This window comes from Caenibacillus caldisaponilyticus (assembly GCF_002003465.1).
Taxonomy (GTDB): Bacteria; Bacillota; Bacilli; order Bacillales; family Sporolactobacillaceae; genus Caenibacillus; species Caenibacillus caldisaponilyticus.
In genome coordinates, this window is sequence record NZ_BDDQ01000027.1 from 40,212 (window position 1) to 55,573 (window position 15,362).

The 15,362-nt window shown below is 53.9% G+C and carries 15 protein-coding genes and 1 pseudogene; 1 reads left to right on the forward strand and 15 read right to left on the reverse strand.

Annotated elements, in window-relative coordinates; translation table 11 throughout:
• Positions 1–3: 3 nt before the first annotated feature.
• Complete coding sequence (locus CCB157_RS08575) at positions 4–507, reverse strand: dUTP diphosphatase (protein ID WP_077615498.1); 504 nt, start codon at positions 505–507, stop codon at positions 4–6.
• A gap of 51 nt (positions 508–558) precedes the next feature.
• On the opposite strand from CCB157_RS08575, the gene CCB157_RS08580 reads away from it, so the two are divergent.
• Positions 559–945 carry a hypothetical protein gene (locus CCB157_RS08580; RefSeq protein WP_077615499.1) on the forward strand — a complete coding sequence of 129 codons (387 nt, stop codon included), beginning with the start codon at positions 559–561 and terminating at the stop codon, positions 943–945.
• Positions 946–1,133: 188 nt separating this feature from the next.
• Here CCB157_RS08580 and rplT read toward each other — a convergent pair whose 3' ends face one another.
• The 14 genes and pseudogenes from rplT to mutM form a co-directional block, all read right to left on the reverse strand.
• A complete protein-coding gene (rplT, locus tag CCB157_RS08585) occupies positions 1,134–1,493 on the reverse strand; it encodes a 50S ribosomal protein L20 (RefSeq protein ID WP_077615500.1) in 360 nt (119 codons plus the stop codon).
• A 34-nt stretch (positions 1,494–1,527) separates the two neighbouring features.
• A complete protein-coding gene (rpmI, locus tag CCB157_RS08590) occupies positions 1,528–1,722 on the reverse strand; it encodes a 50S ribosomal protein L35 (protein ID WP_077615501.1) in 195 nt (64 codons plus the stop codon).
• A gap of 12 nt (positions 1,723–1,734) precedes the next feature.
• Positions 1,735–2,247, reverse strand: coding sequence for a translation initiation factor IF-3 (gene infC / locus CCB157_RS08595; RefSeq protein ID WP_143286982.1), 513 nt, complete (start codon positions 2,245–2,247; stop codon positions 1,735–1,737).
• A 511-nt stretch (positions 2,248–2,758) separates the two neighbouring features.
• On the reverse strand, positions 2,759–4,693 hold the full coding sequence (gene thrS, locus CCB157_RS08600) for a threonine--tRNA ligase (protein WP_077615503.1): 1,935 nt from the start codon (positions 4,691–4,693) through the stop codon (positions 2,759–2,761).
• 668 nt (positions 4,694–5,361) lie between these two features.
• Positions 5,362–5,795: pseudogene (locus CCB157_RS18455) on the reverse strand (SRPBCC family protein).
• A 334-nt stretch (positions 5,796–6,129) separates the two neighbouring features.
• Positions 6,130–6,957 (reverse strand): putative sporulation protein YtxC, encoded by an 828-nt coding sequence (locus tag CCB157_RS08615; RefSeq protein ID WP_077615505.1) that lies wholly within the window; start codon positions 6,955–6,957, stop codon positions 6,130–6,132.
• 96 nt (positions 6,958–7,053) lie between these two features.
• The gene (dnaI, locus tag CCB157_RS08620; RefSeq protein WP_077615506.1) at positions 7,054–7,992 is read right to left on the reverse strand and encodes a primosomal protein DnaI; all 939 of its coding nucleotides are present in this window, start codon (positions 7,990–7,992) and stop codon (positions 7,054–7,056) included.
• Positions 7,993–8,078: 86 nt separating this feature from the next.
• Positions 8,079–9,437, reverse strand: coding sequence for a replication initiation and membrane attachment family protein (locus CCB157_RS08625; RefSeq protein WP_158077253.1), 1,359 nt, complete (start codon positions 9,435–9,437; stop codon positions 8,079–8,081).
• A gap of 350 nt (positions 9,438–9,787) precedes the next feature.
• Positions 9,788–10,249 carry a transcriptional regulator NrdR gene (gene nrdR / locus CCB157_RS08630; protein ID WP_077615508.1) on the reverse strand — a complete coding sequence of 154 codons (462 nt, stop codon included), beginning with the start codon at positions 10,247–10,249 and terminating at the stop codon, positions 9,788–9,790.
• A 531-nt stretch (positions 10,250–10,780) separates the two neighbouring features.
• Positions 10,781–11,155 carry a hypothetical protein gene (locus CCB157_RS08635; RefSeq protein WP_077615509.1) on the reverse strand — a complete coding sequence of 125 codons (375 nt, stop codon included), beginning with the start codon at positions 11,153–11,155 and terminating at the stop codon, positions 10,781–10,783.
• A 233-nt stretch (positions 11,156–11,388) separates the two neighbouring features.
• Complete coding sequence (gene speD, locus CCB157_RS08640) at positions 11,389–11,775, reverse strand: adenosylmethionine decarboxylase (RefSeq protein ID WP_077615510.1); 387 nt, start codon at positions 11,773–11,775, stop codon at positions 11,389–11,391.
• 760 nt (positions 11,776–12,535) lie between these two features.
• A complete protein-coding gene (locus CCB157_RS08645) occupies positions 12,536–13,570 on the reverse strand; it encodes a glyceraldehyde-3-phosphate dehydrogenase (protein ID WP_077615511.1) in 1,035 nt (344 codons plus the stop codon).
• Positions 13,571–13,807: 237 nt separating this feature from the next.
• On the reverse strand, positions 13,808–14,404 hold the full coding sequence (coaE, locus tag CCB157_RS08650; RefSeq protein WP_077615512.1) for a dephospho-CoA kinase: 597 nt from the start codon (positions 14,402–14,404) through the stop codon (positions 13,808–13,810).
• The gene (mutM, locus tag CCB157_RS08655; RefSeq protein WP_077615513.1) at positions 14,401–15,237 is read right to left on the reverse strand and encodes a DNA-formamidopyrimidine glycosylase; all 837 of its coding nucleotides are present in this window, start codon (positions 15,235–15,237) and stop codon (positions 14,401–14,403) included. The genes coaE and mutM overlap by 4 nt, the downstream gene beginning before the upstream one ends.
• Positions 15,238–15,362 lie beyond the last annotated feature (125 nt).

A 15,362-nucleotide genomic window follows, 5' to 3' on the forward strand; every position in this document is an offset into this window, starting at 1 on the left:
CCGTCAATAATTTTGGTCTTGGCGCTCGTGATTGACCGCGTTCTTTTTGAAGTATGCTTTGCGGATCGCTTCCTCATCAAAGCCGAGTTCCGCGCCCAGGCGCCAAAAGGCGATAAACAATTCGCGGAACCGCTCCTCCGACGGTTGGTCGCGAAAACGCCCGCACGCGCCGTAGACGTCGAGAAAGCTATCCGTCAACCGCTCGGCCGATTGCTTTTGCACGGAAACGTCCGGCTTATCGGGCGTCGGATAGCCCAGATCCAAGCCCAACGACAAAATAAAATGCAATCCGTCGACGTATTCTTCCAAAATGACAGCTTGCTCCGAAGGCGGTTTGACGCTCCAAAATTTAAAACAGCGCGTCTCATTCGCCAGCTCCCCGAGTTCCACCATAAACGCCAGCGTATGTTTTTCGAGCAAATCTTCCCCTTCAAGTCCGTGGCGCGCAACGATGCGATCGTTCAGCTTCTTTTGCAGGTCATAAAGATCATGCAACCAGGCCGACATGAGAGAATCCCCCCTTTGGTTTGTTGAAACGCTCTGCGGTTTTTTTCGTATATGAAACAGGTGATGGTCATGAACGGCATTTTAATCTTTTTCATTTTCATCGCGCTCGGCTGCGTCGGCTACGCCCTTTTCCGTTATGCCCGCCGGCCTGTGGAAGAAAGCGGTACGGACTTTCGCCTCCGTGAAGAAAACGGGCAGGTGCGCATCGAATACCGGGGCGACCCTTTCACCGGTGACGTCGCCGTCGGCCTCGCCGGAGACGGACCGGAAAAAAAGTTTGCCGTCCGGACGATCCGCCTGAAGTTGGAAGCGCCTTTGACAAGCGTCACGGGCTGGACGAAAAGCGATTGGTACGAGATAGAGCGTCGTTTATACGAACGGTATCCCGAGGCGGAAATCATCTGGAGCGAACCCGTCGCCGCGCTGTTCGATGAATAAAAAGGCCTTCCGATCCCGTTTGAAGCAGCCGAGGCGGAAACGCTGGATGCGCGCTGTCGGGCCAAAAAGTTCCCCGTTTTCCTGAAGAGACCAGGGAACGGAAAGGGGATCCGCCGCGCACGGCGCGCCATGCAAAAACCATGACAAAAAACCGGACCACTCACAAGCGGAATGGTCCGGCTTCGCTTTTAGCCTTTAATCGCTTGCTTCGCTTTATCGGCGAGCGTCGCGAACGCTTTTTCGTCATGTACGGCGAGGTCGGCGAGCATCTTGCGGTTGATGTCGATTCCTGCTTGTTTCAAGCCGTACATCAACCGGCTGTAGGAAAGGCCGTTCATGCGCGCCGCGGCGTTGATGCGGGCGATCCACAGTTTGCGGAAATCGCGCTTGCGTTGACGACGATCGCGATAAGCGTATTGCAGCGATTTGAAGACTTGTTGTTGAGCGACTTTAAATAATTTATGTTTAGAGCCGTAATAACCCTTGGCAAGTTTAAGGATTTTTTTGCGACGGCGGCGTGTGACGTAACCACCTTTTACTCTTGGCATAGGTAAAACCTCCCAATCGTTTCGTGTCTAGACGTTATTGGTTGAGCAGCTTTTTGATTCGTTTGGTGTCGGCAGAGGACACGATGGCGGATTTGCGCAGCTTCCGCTTTTGTTTTTGCGTTTTGTGGCGGAACATATGGCTCGTGTAGGCGTGATGGCGTTTCAATTTTCCTTTGCCGGTCACTTTGAAACGCTTCGCGGCGCCTTTATGAGTTTTCATTTTTGGCATGAATGATTCCTCCTATCGGTTGCTTGTCTCGTTCTTCGGCGCGAGGATCAGGAACATGCTGCGCCCTTCCATCTTCGGCTTCGCTTCGACCACGCCGACTTCCTCGCACTCCTTGGCAAGGCGTTCGAGAACTTGCTGGCCGAGCTCGGAATGGGTGATCGCACGTCCGCGAAAACGGACAGACGCCTTCACCTTATCGCCTTTGGCCAGAAATTTCTTGGCGTTGCGCAGCTTCGTGTTGAAATCATGTTCCTCGATGCTCGGGCTCAGGCGAATCTCTTTGACATTGATCACCTTTTGTTTTTTACGGGCTTCTTTTTCTTTCTTCTGCTGTTCGTACCGGTACTTGCCGTAATCCATGATCCGGCAGACAGGCGGCTTCGCGTTCGGAGCCACCAACACAAGGTCAAGGTTGGCGTTTCTCGCGATTTCCAGCGCTTCCTGTTTGGATTTAATCCCGAGCTGGTCACCGTTTTGACCGATCAGGCGCACTTGTCGCGCCCGGATCGCGTCATTGATAATCATTTCTTTGCTAATATTGAGCCACCTCCACTTAATTTTCCGGCTTTCGGCCGGCTTCGCCCCACCGCTCGCGAAAGGCTTTAACGGTCCGGCTTCAACGAACGCAAAAAAGTGTGAGCAACGCCCACACTTTTCCCATGCGACCACACGAATCCATCTATTCGCAAAGGACCTGGCAACAGCGACGGGCGGATTCGGCCGCCAAGTCAAAATCGGGGGCCGTTTTTATGCCTCGCAACGTTTGCTCCGCTCGCGCGTCGTACAGGTGAGAAGCCGGGCGCTTCTGCTTGGTTCGTTTTTTATTTCGTTACCTACAAAAGTATAGCATCCGGACACTTTATGTGCAAGTCCTGTTGACGTATTTTTAATGGCGATGGATTTTGGGATGGCTCTTTGTCCGAGCGTGCAAATGCCTTGTTTTTACAACAAAAGCATGAGCGCGGCCTGTCGATTGGCCGCGTTCATGCCGGCAGGGCAAGCGGGCTGCCCTTGGAAGCGGAGCTGTTCGCTTCCGTTATTTTTTCTCGCGAATGTCTTGTTCGATCGTTGCGATGAAATCGGCGAAGGCGACGGTTGCCGAATCCTTTTCGCCGTATTTGCGGACGTTGACCGCGTTCGCTTCGATTTCTTTATCGCCGACGACGAGCATGTACGGGATTTTCTGCGTTTGCGCCTCGCGGATTTTATAGCCGAGCTTTTCGTCGCGCTCGTCGACTTCGACGCGAATCATCCGCTTTTTCAAGTCGTCCGCGATGCGCTTCGCATAATCCAGATGGCTTTCCGCGACGGGGATGACTCTGACTTGGACCGGGGCCAACCACGTCGGGAAGGCGCCTTTGTATTGCTCGATGAGGAAGGCGACAAATCGTTCCATCGTCGACACGACGCCGCGGTGGATGACCACCGGCCGGTGTTCTTCCCCGTCCGGGCCGATATATTTCAGGTCGAAACGTTCCGGCAAATAGAAATCCAGCTGGGCGGTCGACAGGGTTTCATCTTTGCCGAGCGCCGTCCGAACTTGTACGTCGAGCTTCGGACCGTAGAATGCGGCTTCGCCTTCGGCTTCCACAAAATCGAGGCCCATCGATTCCATGGCTTCGCGGAGTTTGCTTTGCGCCATTTCCCACATTTCATCATTGTCCACATATTTTTCCTTATTGTTCGGGTCCCGATAGGAAAGCCGGAAGTAATAATCTTTGATGCCGAAGTCTTCATAAACTTCGAGGATCAATTTGACGACGTTGATAAACTCCTCTTTCATTTGATCCGGCCGGCAGAAAAGATGGGCGTCGTTCAAGGTCATGGCGCGAACGCGTTGCAATCCGGCGAGGGCCCCGGACATTTCATAGCGGTACATGGTGCCGAGTTCCGCAATGCGGATGGGCAAATCGCGATAGCTGTGCAGCTTGTGCTTGTAAACCATAAAGTGGTGCGGGCAGTTCATCGGGCGCAGCACCAATTCTTCATTGTCCACTTTCATCGGCGGATACATATCATCTCGATAGTGATCCCAGTGTCCGCTCGTTTTGTACAAATCGACCTTGGCGAGATTGGCCGTATAAACGTGTTGATAGCCGTGCTGAATTTCCTTGTCGACGATGTACCGTTCGATGACGCGGCGCACGGCCGCCCCTTTCGGCAGCCACACCGGGAACCCTTGGCCGATTTCCTGGGAAATGGTAAACAGCTCGAGCTCCTTGCCAAGCTTGCGGTGATCGCGTTCTTTGCGTTCTTCCAATTCTTTCAAATGGTTTTCGAGCTCTGCTTTTTTGAAAAAGGCCGTGCCGTAGACGCGCTGCAACATTTGATTTTCGCTGTTGCCGCGCCAATAAGCGCCGGCGACGCTGAGCAGTTTAAACGCCTTGATTTTCCCCGTCGACGGCAAGTGCGGCCCGCGGCAGAGATCGACGAATTCGCCTTGGCGATAGAGCGTGATCGTCTCGCCTTCGGGGATGTCGGCGATGAGTTCGAGTTTCAAATGGTCGCCGATTTCTTCGAATAAGGCGATCGCTTCTTCGCGGGACACCACTTCTCGTCTGATTTCCAAATCTTCGTCGATAATCTTTTGCATTTCCTTTTCGACGCGGTCGAGATCTTCGGCGGACAGCGGCTCGGGCATATCGATGTCATAGTAAAATCCTTCTTCGATGACCGGTCCGACGCCGAGTTTGACGCCGTCATACAGCCGTTTGATCGCCTGGGCCATCACATGGGTCGTCGTATGCCGGAGGATTTCCAAGCTTTCCGGCGCGTCTTCTTTTAAAATCTCCAGCGAGCCGTCTTCGTGCAGTTCGCGTTTCAAATCGACAAGCTGGCCGTTGAACTTGGCCGCGATCGCCCGCTTTTTCAAGCCTGGGCTGATCGACTGCGCGACGTCTTCCGCCGTCACGCCTTTCGGATACGCCTTGACGGCTCCGTCCGGCAAGGTGATGCGAATCTCTTCGGACATGTCCATCACTCCATTCCACATTTATTGACAAATGCATCTGAAAAATAAAAAAACACCCCTCCCAAAAGGGACGAGTGTGCGCTCGCGGTTCCACCCTTCTTCCCGCGACCACGGCGGATCGCGGCTCGAAGGCGCTAACGGGCTGCCCGTTGCCGGCTACTTTCGGCCGTACGCCTCTTATGCGGAAGCGCAGGGCTTGCTGCTTCCGGAGCGCACCGCTGGGTTCGCCGACAAAGCTCGAAGGTGGTAAGCGCGATCGCCCGCTAGGAAGTCGCAGCACCCCTTCCCTCTCTGCAAGCGGATGGGATCGCCTCATGTCCTCGTCATCGCCGATAACCTATGAAAGAAGGATTGCTTGTATTATATCGGGTCATCTGCGAAAAATCAAGCGGTATCAACGGCTTTGCGGCAAACCGGTCGCCCGCCATGGCGATGACGCCTCCTCTTTTCGCAATGCATGACGCGACCTTTTATTTAGCGGGAGCGGAAGGCCACCGGCGTTCCTTTCGATCGGCGCTGGATCATGCCGGTTCTTTCAATAGATGTATGGCCGTTTTAATGAACAATGAGGATCGCCGCTTGATGAACGCTGTTCGACAAAGTTCGTTTCCGTCGGCTTAATCTGCGACCGCCCCGTTTCAGAAAGGAACTTTTCATTTGGAGAAGGGTTATTTCACCAGTCCGGCTCTCAATTGAGTGACGCCAAATTCAAGGTAGGCCTTTAAACAGGTCAACATGTAAACCCAACCTTCTTTGTTGTCCAACAATTTGCTTGTTAAATTTTCATCCCCTTCATTAAACCCTTCTTCGCGAACTTCAACAATGGTCGCCGCATGATCCAACGCCTGCAGCGAAATCGTCACGATGTGTTCTTCCCCGGGCGCTCCCCACTGGAAAACGATTTTTTGTCGGCCTCTACGTCCAATACTTTGATATCCACCTGAGCCGCGTATTCGTCATATCTCAATGTAATCGTCTTCCCTTGTTCCCACCTTGCAGAGCTCGACGAGAACCAAAAATTTCCGATTTTTGCGGGGTCTACGAAGGCTTCAAACACTTCATGAGCCGGCTTCCGTATTTTGATTTTCGTGAGGTTCATCATGCCCCGTCCGCTCCTAACCTATAATTTACGGCTTATAGACTCTTCCAGCCTTTTCTCGTCAAAGAAGCTTGGTGATCGATTCTGGCTTTGCAAACGACCCAAACAAACCGCTTGGAAACCCGGCGATTGGGCGCGGAGATGAGCGGCAAGGGCGCAAGCTTGCTCCCCGTTGATCGCACCTAAATCAACATGGGGTGACTTGATCGCGCCGACCGCCCCAAAGCGGTTTTCCATGATGATTATATCTTAATTTCGGAAAATAAACAAAACAACCTAGAAATTTGAACGGAACCCTAAAAGAATCGGTAGAGATCGCGCGTTCCCTCTGAAGGCGTTACAAATCGATTTTTTTCGCCTGCTCAAGCGCAAAAAATTGCACGCGCTCCTCAAAAACGTTTTGCAGCGTCCGCATCATCTCGTCGTCCGGACGTTCGGTGAAAACGTACACTTTGAGCGGTGCGAGTCCGATGAGCGTGAGCAGCAGGGACGGCTCGGCGTCGATGCCCCATTGTCTCAGCAGCGGATAAAACGAACGGATGGTTTGGAGATTGTCGATCGGCCGCAAGTGTTCATCGTAAAGACGAAACGGTTCGCAATCGATCGCATAAATCGTTTCCCGGAGCGGCCGGTACGACTTGACGATGCGCCGGAGCTTATCGATAAACGCCGCGTACTCTTGTTGAAGCTTGTATTCATCAATGGCGATTTCTAAGCAATTTGTCAGGCATTCAAAATAGTCGTTCAACCGGAAAGTGGTCAGCGACTGGAGGCTGAACGACGAGGGCCCGCTCAGCAAATCGTCGATGACCGCACGCACGAAGTCCCGGCGCGGCAACAGACTGTCGACTTTGGGCAGCTCGGGCTTTAGGCCGTCAAAAATGGCCCGGGCAATCCCAAGGATGCTGGCCCGTTCCGCTTCATCTTGGTAATAAAAGGTTTTGCACAAAATGTCGTCCATCCATCGGCTCTCATGCTTCTCGATAATGAAATCCGTGAGCGCGTCGGTTAAAGCCTCTTTGAACGTTCCGGAAAGCCCCGACGGCAATTCCACGATGAACGTCTCATCCGTCACGGAGACCGCAATTTCTTTTGGCAGTCGTTCGGTCAAGAATGTATGTAAAGCGGCCGCGTCACGGCGCGATTCGAGCGTGATCTTGATCAATGGACAGCCCCTCCTCGGTTCACTCTATAACCACTATATGGGGCTCGTCTCAAAAAGATGACACGAAAGCCGCCCCAGGCGACCGGCGCATGCGCATCACGACATGCGGCGATTTTTTCCGGTCACCGGGACGGCCACGGTAAAGGGGCGAATGCGTTCCATCAGCCGCATCGCTTTCAATCGCTCCGTTCCGCTTTTGTTCGAATAAGCGAGATGATCCTCCAATTCTTCGAGATCGTAATTTGACGTGTACAGCGTGGGCAGACGATCCATCATGCGCCGCTGCAAGATGCTGCCGAGAATGTCATCGCGTATCCACGGCGTGATCGTCTCCGCGCCGATGTCATCCAACACCAAAACGGGTACCGTTTTAATGTAATCCAGTTTTTCATCGAGCGTGCGGTCATCGATCGCGCCTTTGAGCTCGCGGAAAAAATCGGGGGTGTAAACCATCATCGATTCCACGCCCTTGTGCTCGGCGAGCGCGTTCAAAATCGCGCCCATGATGTGCGTTTTGCCGACGCCGAACGGGCCGTACAAATACAATCCTTTGGCTTTGGCCGGATCTTCCAAATATTGATGGACGAAGCGCGCCGCCGCTTCGAGGGCGTCGTGCCGGCCGCTTTCGCTCTTATCGATCGTGCGGAAGGTCGCTTTAAGAATTTCTTTTGGGATATAGATGCTGTGGATCAAGGCGGCTTGCCGCTTGCGGCGGTCGGCTTCCCTTTTCAATGGGCACGGCTGATAGACGATGGCGAGCGATCCCTTATCCACCGTGAGGCGCGGCGTATGCCCGGCGAGAAGGTTCGGGCACTTGTCGAGGCCCGGGCAATTTTCGCACGCTTTGATTCCTTCCAAGTATTCGACCGCTTTTGGCAGCCCTTTCGCTAGAACCGCCTCGGTCGCCTCCGGATGTTCCTCGCGAAACCGCAGGATATGCGGGTCGCCGGCGACCGTTTCAAAAAGCCGACGATAGTTCTTTTCAACATCCATCGTCCCCTTCCAGCGAAGGAGAACCGATTTAATCGATTCCAATCGAGACACCGCCTGTCATGGATTTAATCAAATCGACAGCGAAACAACCGGACGGCAGCAACCCCTTGAAATACAACCGAAGCGGCCTATAATTGGTTTAAAAATTTTTCAAGCCGCTTTTCGCGTTCCGCAGCATCTTCTTCGGACCGCTCCGGCGCAAACTCTCCAGAGTGCGTCATCCACTTCGGCAACCGGTCGCGGCGCGGGTTGGTGCGTTTTTCGCCGCGTTGCTTTTCCAAGTGCCACTCTTGATACTTTTTATGTTCTTCCTTGGCCAGCTCCATCGCCGCCCGGACCGTCTTGATTTTTTTGCGGGCCCAATGAGCGGCGATCTTTTGCACATAATTTTTCACGAGCTTATAATCGTTCGTCGTCATGACATAATGGAGCAAAACGTTGACGACCCCGGGCGGCAGCTTTTGATCGAACATGATCTCTTCCACGATCCGGAGGTCCGACGCCGCCGGTTTTCCGCCGCCGGCCAGCTCCTCCAGCAACTCGTACGGACTGATGGTCTCAAAGAACAGGATCTGACGTTCGAAATCATCCTTCGGTTCGGATTCGCTCAATTCCCGGTATTGATGGGGCTGCGTTCTAAAAGCGAGGGCCGGCAGTTCATCGCCGTGTTCGAGTTGATAATAATCGCGAACTTCTTTGCGCAATTGTTGAATGTCGATCACGCCGGTGTGCAAAAAGGCGCTTTGGATGATCCGGCTCATTTCCTCGGCGTCGATGTGATAAACAAAGGCAAGCTTTTCGATGGCCGCTTTGACGTCCTCGGTGAAGGCTTCCTTGGAAATGATGACGTCCGACAGGCGCCGGAAAAGCCGGTCAAAGTCGAACGCCGCCCTGAGCTTCGGCTCCCCTTCCCGCTTGTCCACCACTTTCCCGCCGCGCGGCACTTCATTGAGCCGCTCGGAGGAAAGTTCCGAAGAATGGAGCGACGTGAACACGTCATTAAAATCGGCGGTAATCTCGCGGACGTCTTCGCCCGCGGGTTCGTGAATCGTAAACAATTGCTTGAGCCGCCGGTATTCGCGAAGGCCGACGCGGTTGTATAAATAAATGTTCAAGAGGCCGTCCGAAAAAAAGCGGGCGGGGGAAAGCGGCGGTTCCAAAGCGTAAATAAAAGACGGCCGTTCGTTTTCCGTCTTTTTGTAAACGCGCAGGAGACCGATGCCTTCCAATTTTTTTCTTTCTTCTAAAATGACGTCCAATGAACTATTTGTGCGCACCATCAAGTGATGATGGGTAAATGCGCCGTCGCCGTTCGCCGCGGCATCCTCGGCTTCGTGCCATAACGTCGCGTAAAGCTGGCAAGCCAATGGCCCGATGAGCGGTTGGTACAAATAATTGATGACTTTTAAATCATAGGGCTGGATGATGCCGGTGAGCGTGACGGTATAGGGATCGACGGGAAGCACTTCTTTCCATGACGCTTGCATCACGATTCCCCCAAGCCTTCCGTGTGATGTTTCCAAGGCGTGGCGCAAGCCTTGTCCGCGCACCGACCGGCGCATTTCCGTCCACGAGGCGCCCTTTTCCGCGGCGGCAGACCGGATCTCCGGGAAAAGGCGCCGCAACGCCCAATGAGAGAGTGCTCGCCCGGCGTTTGAGGCAGCGGTCGCTCGAAAAACCGGCGGCCATTTGAGCGGATGGAACCCGTTCACGCGACCCTTCGTTTATTCAGCGCCGCGATTTCACCATCCGGCCGCCGTGAACCGCTCCGCTTTACCGCATTATGACCGGCGCACATGCCGCAGCGGGGAGGCCAGCCGTTGAAACCGCCTTCGCTTCAGTGCCGGACTTTTTTCATCAAGTCTTTTAATTCGTGGATAAAGACGTTGATGTCCTTGAATTGGCGGTAGACAGAAGCGAAACGGACATACGCCACTTCATCGACCTTGGCCAGCTCGTCCATGACGAGTTCGCCGATTTCCTGGCTCTTGACTTCGGAAACCCCGCGGCTGTGGAGTTCCTTTTCGACTTTGTTGACAATTTCCTCAAGCTTTTCCAAAGGAACCGGCCGCTTTTCACACGCTTTGATCAAGCCTCTTAAAATCTTTTCCCGATTGAACGCTTCCCGGTTATCGCCTTTTTTGATGACGATGAGCGGAATTTCTTCGACGGTTTCAAACGTTGTGAAGCGGTAATGACACGAGTCGCATTCGCGGCGACGCCGGATGGAGCGGCCGTCATTGACCGGACGCGAGTCTAAAACCCGGGTGCCGAATCCTTGGCAATTGGGACAGCGCATAATCTCACCTGCCTGTGCACTCATGGGATCCTGTTGTGCCGAAAGATCAAAAGCCGGTCAACCAACAACCTAAATCGTTCTATGCTCATGCTTCGCCATCGGTAAAAGGCGAAGAGTCTCACATTCCGAAATCCGTCAAGACTTTTCCTTCACTAACCGTGAAACCATCGATTCTTGATTCGCGGTTCGACCGCTGTCGAAAGCATGCGGCCAAGTCCGCGAAACCTTCTGCAATGAAAGACGGCGCCCGCCATTTGGCCCGTGCATGGCGCAATGGCGGCTCCGTTTTGCGCCGCAGATTCTTTTTTAATTGTATAAAAAAAGGGGCGGGATCACAAGTTTTGCAGGATAGGAGCGGTTTCGGGAGGGATGGCGTTCAGGCGTTCACGGAGACGGGCTACGCATGGTTGGGGGCGCCTTGTCCCACTTTTTTAATTACGCGGAGCGGAGAAAGATGAGCATCGGTACGGATTCCGATTCGGTTCTACGTGTCTTATAGCAACCCCAAATCCTGGCATTTTACTGAAACGCTCAATCTTCGGCACGCGTCAATTTTTCATCGAGCTGGCGATAAAGAGCGGAGATTAATTTTTGTCCGACACCGGCATTCCAACCGCGCTCGACCGAATAGGTGAAATCGACCGCCGTGCGCGAAGGACCGACCGGGATGATGGTGGCGACGAGCAGATCTTTTTTCCGGGCGCCGACCGTCGCCGACAATTCGCCGCGCTCGGACGAAAGGTCCAAGAGGACAAACTTTTGCTCTTCAAAAATTTTTTGGAGAGCAGCCATCGTCTTATCTTTTGATGCCTTATAGTAATGTGTCCTCAATCTGGCGTCAGCGTGGTGATCCGACGTTTCCACGCGATCGTCCATAAATGCGGCCAGTTTGGCGAACAATCCCACAACCTTCCACCTGCCGTGTTTCATCATTATGTCGTGCCAAGGCGCGGTCCAACCGTTTGCATGCCGGAACATTTACGAGCGAACCGAGCCGGAAACTTCGTCATTCGGTGAATGAGAAAGAGGAACGATTCCGTTCGCCTCATCCCGCGCCTTCGCCCGCACGTCATCCCCGGGGCGGGGCGCGATGAACGGCAAAAATATTAAAAGAGACGCCTTTGACGCCTCTTTCGGATCTATATCATCGTCGATACTTTCCTCTCGGGCACATGAACAGGGCCGACGCCGCGCGGGACTTCGACTTTTTCCGTCACTTTCGCATCCAAGGCTTTGGCAATGTACTCCGCGGCGATGTTCGGATCGATCCGGGTGCCGCACGTATAAACGTCAATGCTCGCGTACCGATGTTCGGGAAAGCTGTGAATGGTCAAATGGGATTCCGAGATGATTACGACACCGCTGACGCCTTGCGGAGCGAACTTGTGAAAAGCCACTTCGCGAACTTCTGCACCGGCTTCAAGCGCCGCTTCGACAAAAACCTTTTCGATGTAATCGGCATCGTCCAGTTTTTTGGCATCGCATTCCCAAAGCTCGGAAATGACGTGACGTCCAACCGTATCCATTTGTAAATTCCCCCTTTTAAATGATTGCCCATGTCGGTTTCGACATGTGGATGGTATTGACACCACGGGGGATAGTTAGTCCTGTGAGGTCCTAACCCTTTAAGTGCCCGTTCCACCCATTTGCGTCACTCAGTTGACGAAAATTAGTATACTTGTTTTAAAAACACATTGCAATATTTTTTTCATCCGCGATCCGTCGGTAAAAATTGCATGTTTCAACCCGCTGTCATGGGTGAGGAGCCTCGTTCTTCGAGCGGCGGAGGCGCGCTATGCAATATATGGATTGAAGCGTGCCCACCATGCGCTGATGATGGAAAGACGCCCGCCGAGCCAGCTCGTGGCGCGAAACCGCTTCACGGCGCCGGTGGCCGGCCTGTCCGCCCAAGCGAACGAAATAGCCAAACGGCAACCCTGAGCCAACGGCGCTTAAGCCCAGCGCCATCATCTCCTTAACGGAATTGGATGACGGCAAACGCAGACGCCGCAATAAAAAATGAGACAGTCCGGAGCTCGTCAAACGCCGAAGCGGACTGCCGCATGGTTTAATGGACAAGCGGCCAACGCCACTCGTCTGGATTCTATTAAGCTTCCCCATCCTTTCTGCGGACACGTGCTTATTGCCGGGCCATAAACACCACAGTTCAGTTCTTAATTCCGGATCATAAACACAGTTCTTGATTCCATCCGCCTGCTTCATGGCAACGGCAAGGGTCACGCTCGTTCTCGCGCTTACGAATCCCATGCGCAAGCCGGGACCGGATCAGCCGACCTTTGCGCTGTTTTGGCGATTCAGTTTGTTGGCAACGAGGGCGGCGAGGTCGACGACGCGGCAAGAATACCCCCATTCGTTGTCGTACCAAGCCAAAACTTTGACTTTATAATCGCCCATCACCATGGTCGAAAGCCCATCGATGACGGCTGAATGCGGATCGGTTTGATAATCAACGGAAACGAGCGGTTCTTCGCTGTAGGCGACGATGCCGCGGTAATCCGTCTCCGCCGCCTCCTTCAACACGCTGTTGACGGCTTGTTCGGTCACGGGGGTTTTCAAGTCAACGACGAGGTCGACGAGCGAGACGTTCGGCGTCGGCACTCTCAGCGCGATGCCGTTCATTTTTCCTTTGAGATGGGGAAGGACTTTTCCGATTGCTTTGGCGGCGCCGGTCGTCGTCGGAATGATCGATTGGCCGCAAGCTCGGGCGCGGCGCAAATCTTTATGCGGGTTGTCAATATTGTTTTGATCGTTCGTGTAGGCGTGAACGGTCGTCACCATGCCCGATCCGATTCCGAATGCGTCGTCCAAAATCTTAACCACGGGGGCGAGGCAATTCGTGGTGCAGGAGGCGTTGGAAAGGATATGGTGCGCTTCGGGATTGTAGACGTTTTCATTAACGCCCATCACAATGGTGGCGTCTTCGCCCTTCGCCGGGGCGGTGATGATCACCTTCTTCGCGCCCGCTTCGATATGATAAAAGGCGGTTTCCCGGGTTCTGAATTTCCCCGTCGCCTCAATCACGATATCAACGTCAAGATGTTTCCACGGAAGATTGCGCGGATCTCGGTCGTTGACGATCTCCACGACTTGATCATTGGCGGCAAACCGGCGCTCGTCAATGACCCGCACCTCCCCGTCAAAGCGGCCGTGGATGCTGTCATATTTAAGCAAATGAACGAGCGTTTCGACCGGGTGGCGGGCATTGATCGCGACGATGTTCAAGTCGGGATGTGCGATCGCCCGGCGAAACACCATGCGGCCGATCCGCCCGAATCCGTTGATTGCCATGTTGACGGCCATTCTGCCATCGACCTCCACTAATGTGATATACTATTTTCACAATAACCTGAAACAAGTATATCACATTTGTGATTTTTTGTATACTTGATTCCCGCATGCCGCCGCTTGATAGGACGATGCCCCTTTCTGACGCACAAACCACCGCGCATGACTGCCAAACATCCCGCATTGATCGAATGTTCTCAATCGCCTTCTGCTACGGGATTTAAAAAATCCAGGGGACACCATTCCCCTGGATCAGATCAACTGCCACTCTTGCAGCAGCCTTTGCAATTGGCGGCGCGTTTCCGCGACCGTCCCGCTGTTGTCAATGACCGCATCAGCCCTTTCCTTCTTTTCTTCCAAAGGCATTTGAGCTTGAATGCGGAGTTCCGCCTCGTTTTTCGTGAACTGGTTGCGCGCCATCAAGCGCTCAAGTTGAAGGCGGTAAGGGACATAAACGACGATGATTTTATCGACCCAGTCGGTCAGCCGGCTTTCGAAAAGCAGCGGGATGTCGAGGACGACCGCCTTTTCGCCGCGGCGGGCGCATTCCTCCACTTCGCTCAGCATCACTTTGCGCACCGCCGGATGGACGATGGCGTTTAAAGCGAGCCGTTTTTCTTCATCGGCAAAGACGAGCGCCCCGAGCTTTTTCCGATCGATCGTGCCGTCTTCACGCAGGATGTCGGCGCCAAAGCGAGCGATGATCGGCTCATAGGCTTCCGCGCCCGGTTCGACGACCTTTCGGGCAGCCATGTCGGCATCGACGACCGGGATGCCGAACGATTGAAACATGCGGGAAACGGTGCTTTTCCCGCTCGCGATGCCCCCGGTCAAGCCGATGCGCATCATGGGGATCGCCTCCTTTGGCATTTCGGGCAGTAGTGGGTGCCGCGCCCGGCGGCTTTCGTTTTTTCGATCATTGCACCGCACGCTTTGCACGGTTGGCCTTGGCGTCCGTAGACGTAAAGGCGGAGCTGGAACATCCCCATTTCACCGTAGCCGTTTAAATAGCTGCGCACGGAGCTGCCGCCGAGCGCCACCGCTTCCGCCAACGTGTCCTTAATGCTTTTTTCAAGGCGGCGGATGTCGTCATCGCTTAAATGCTTGGCCTTTTCAAGCGGATGGATGCCCGCGCGAAACAGCGATTCGTCCACGTAAATGTTGCCGAGGCCGACCACCGTCGTTTGGTCGAGCAACACCGCCTTAATATTTCGCTCGGTTTTCGAAAACACGTCCTTCAGATAATCGGCGTCAAACCGTTCGTCGAACGGCTCGGGGCCGAGGCCGGCGAGCGGCGGAAGGACCCGTTCTTCGCCTTTATCAAACAAGTGCATGGTGCCGAATTTCCGAACGTCTCGATAGCGGAGTTCCGTCCCGTCGGTCAGCGAAAAGATCACATGGGTGTGTTTGTCGATCGGATCGGTTGGCGACTCCAGCCGGTATTTGCCTTCCATCCGCAAATGCGAGACGAGCACGTGGCGGTCAAGGATGAAAAGAAGGAATTTTCCGCGGCGCCCGATGTCTTGGATCGTCTCGCCGATCAAGCGCATCCTGAACGCTTCGGCGTCGTCCGGCCGTTTAATGATCCTGGGCCAACGGACGCGGACGTCGGCGATCGTCTTTCCGGCGACGAGCGTCCGCAATGTGTGTCGTATCGATTCCACTTCCGGCAGTTCGGGCATGCGTCGAACCTCCCTTGAAGGGGGTCAGACCCCAAAAATAAATATAAAGCATTATACAAAAATACAACTTTTGACCTATGTGAAGCGCAAAAAACCGCAATCCGTCAACTTTAGCGCTTTAAAGC